Annotated in this window: 3 protein-coding genes; 1 reads left to right on the forward strand and 2 read right to left on the reverse strand. The window is 64.3% G+C overall.

The window, feature by feature from the left end; genetic code table 11:
• A partial coding sequence (locus tag EOA60_RS28045; protein ID WP_164899589.1) for a LysR substrate-binding domain-containing protein occupies positions 1-821 on the forward strand: 821 nt, incomplete at its 5' end.
• A gap of 27 nt (positions 822-848) precedes the next feature.
• Here the strand turns inward: EOA60_RS28045 and tsf are convergent.
• Positions 849-1,769 carry a translation elongation factor Ts gene (gene tsf / locus EOA60_RS28050; RefSeq protein WP_095825367.1) on the reverse strand — a complete coding sequence of 307 codons (921 nt, stop codon included), beginning with the start codon at positions 1,767-1,769 and terminating at the stop codon, positions 849-851.
• 119 nt (positions 1,770-1,888) lie between these two features.
• Positions 1,889-2,615, reverse strand: a 727-nt coding sequence (gene rpsB, locus EOA60_RS28055; RefSeq protein ID WP_128312250.1) for a 30S ribosomal protein S2, incomplete at its 5' end; no start/stop codon positions are given.

A 2,615-nucleotide genomic window follows, 5' to 3' on the forward strand; every position in this document is an offset into this window, starting at 1 on the left:
GTCATGCGGTGCGGCTGGTGGAAGAGCGCATCGGCCAGCCGCTGTTTGCGCGCACCACGCGCAGCGTTTCGCTGACCGAAGCCGGCAAGGCGCTGGTGGAGACCGCGGCCCCTGCCCTGCAGGACATCTCCGAGCGCATCGACCGCATCCGCGGCGTCAAGGGCAGGCCCTCCGGCCTGCTCAGGATCAATGCGTCCAATATCGCGATGCCCCTGGCGGTCACGCCGGTGATCGCGGCCATGGCCGAACGCTATCCGGAGGTGACGGTCGAGGTCTTCGCCGACCAGGCCCTGGTCGATATCGTCGGCGAGGGTTTCGATGCCGGCATCAGGTTGGGCGAGATGATCGCACAGGATATGATCACCGTGCGGCTTACGCCTCCCGTCAAGGCAGTGGTTGTCGCCTCGCCCGGCTATATCGGAAAGCACGGCCCGCCGCGCGACGTAGCCGACCTGGCGAGGCACAATTGCATCGGCTACCGGCTTGTCCGCTCCGGCGGGCTCTATCGTTGGGATCTGAACGAGAACGGTAAGGATGTCGTGGTCGAGACGCGCGGCACGGCCATCGTCACAGATTCGCTTGCGGCGATCGATCTTGCGCTTGCTGGGGTCGGGCTCGCCTACGTATTCGAGCCGCTGGTGCGCGCCGATCTCGCCGCGGGTCGTCTGGTTCAGATCCTGCCGAAGACGGCGATCGAGGAGCCGGGCCTGTTCCTCTATTTCCCGCGCAGGGCATCGATGGCGCCGAAGCTCAGAGCCTTTATCGATACCGCTCAAGAGATCGGCCGGGCATCCATGCGGACACCCGGCCGAGTTGCCTGAGCTCTGTAGCCTTACTTTTGCTTCGGGCTATTTCTTGACCGCGGCCGCGACTTCCGCCGCGAAATCGGTCGCTTCCTTCTCGATGCCCTCGCCCAGCGCGTAACGCAGATAGGCGGTGATCTTCGCCGGAGCGCCGATCTCCTTCTCGGCATACTTCAGCGCCTTCTCGACGGTGATGTCGGGATTGAGCACGAAGGCCTGCTTCAGGAGCACGACCTCTTCATAGAACTTACGCAGCCGGCCCTCGACCATCTTCTCGATGATCGCTTCCGGCTTGCCGGACTGGCGGGCCTGGTCGGAGAAGATCGCCTTCTCGCGCTCGATCAGGGCCGGGTCGACTTCCTCGGCAGTCAGCGCAACCGGGTTGGTCGCGGCGACATGCATGGCGACCTGGCGGCCGAAGGCGTTCGCCGCATGCTCATTGCCGGTGGTCTCGATCGCGACCAGCACGCCGAGCTTGCCGAGGCCATCCGCGACGGCATTGTGGACATAGGTCGCCACCGCGCCATGCGGGACAGTGAGCTTGGCCGAGCGGCGGAAGCCCATGTTCTCGCCGATGGTGCCGACCGCGTCCTTGATGGTGTCGGTGACTGACTTGTCGGAGCCCGGATACTTGGCCGCGGCAACTGCTTCGGTCGTGCCATAGGCGAGCGCCACCTTGGCGACGTTGGCGACGATTTCCTGGAAGGCGGAGTTGCGCGCGACGAAGTCGGTCTCGGAGTTCACCTCGACGACCGCGGCTTCGCGAACACCGGAATCGACGCCGATCAGGCCTTCCGCCGCGGTGCGGCCGGCCTTCTTGTCGGCCTTGGAGATGCCCTTCTTGCGCAGCCAGTCGACGGCCGCTTCCATGTCGCCGTTGGTTTCGTTCAACGCCGCCTTGCAGTCCATCATGCCCGCGCCGGTCAAGTCGCGGAGTTCTTTGACCTGTGCAGCCGAAATGCTCATTGTCGCCTCTTTGTTTCAAAAGCGCCGACGCACCATCGAATCCCGATGATGCGCCCGGCAAAAGCGCTTTAACGCGCCAACTTATTGGAAAGATGAAGGCCGAAGCCGGCCTTCGTTTTTCAAGCTTCCGGAGCTTCAGTGGCCGGAGTGTCGAGCGCCGGTTCGACCGGAGCCTCGGCCGACGCGCCGATGTCCATGCCGAGCGCGCCCTGCTGCCGGGCGATGCCGTCGATCGCAGCCTTGGCGATCAGATCGCAATAAAGCTGGATCGCGCGGGCCGCGTCGTCATTGCCGGGGATCGGGAAGTCGATTTTGTCCGGGTCGCAGTTGGAATCGATGATGGCGACGACCGGGATGCCGAGGCGCTTGGCCTCGAGGATGGCGATCGCCTCCTTGTTGGTGTCGATGACGAACATCAGGTCCGGCGTCGAACCCATGTCCTTGATGCCGCCCAGCGCCTTGTTGAGCTTCTCGCGCTCACGGTCGAGGTTGAGGCGCTCCTTCTTGGTGAGGCCCTGGGCCTCGCCGGCCAGCGTCTCGTCGAGCTTGCGCAGGCGTTGGATCGAATTCGAGATCGTCTTCCAGTTGGTCAGCATGCCGCCCAGCCAACGCGAGTTGACATAATACTGGGCCGAACGCTGTGCGGCGTCGGCGACGATGTCCGAAGCCTGGCGCTTGGTGCCGACGAACAGCACACGGCCGCCCTTGGCGACGGTGTCGGAAACCTGCTTCAGGGCCTGGTGCAGCAGCGGCACCGTCTGCGACAGGTCGATGATGTGGATGTTGTTGCGGGCGCCATAGATGTAGGGCGCCATCTTCGGGTTACAGCGGTGGGTCTGGGGTCCG

Source organism: Mesorhizobium sp. M1A.F.Ca.IN.020.06.1.1, assembly GCF_004023265.1.
Classification (GTDB): domain Bacteria; phylum Pseudomonadota; class Alphaproteobacteria; order Rhizobiales; family Rhizobiaceae; genus Mesorhizobium.

Bases quoted from the DNA above. Each gene is read 5' to 3' on its own strand.
- tsf (WP_095825367.1), bottom strand. From the start codon at position 1,769: ATGAGCATTTCGGCTGCACAGGTCAAAGAACTCCGCGACTTGACCGGC.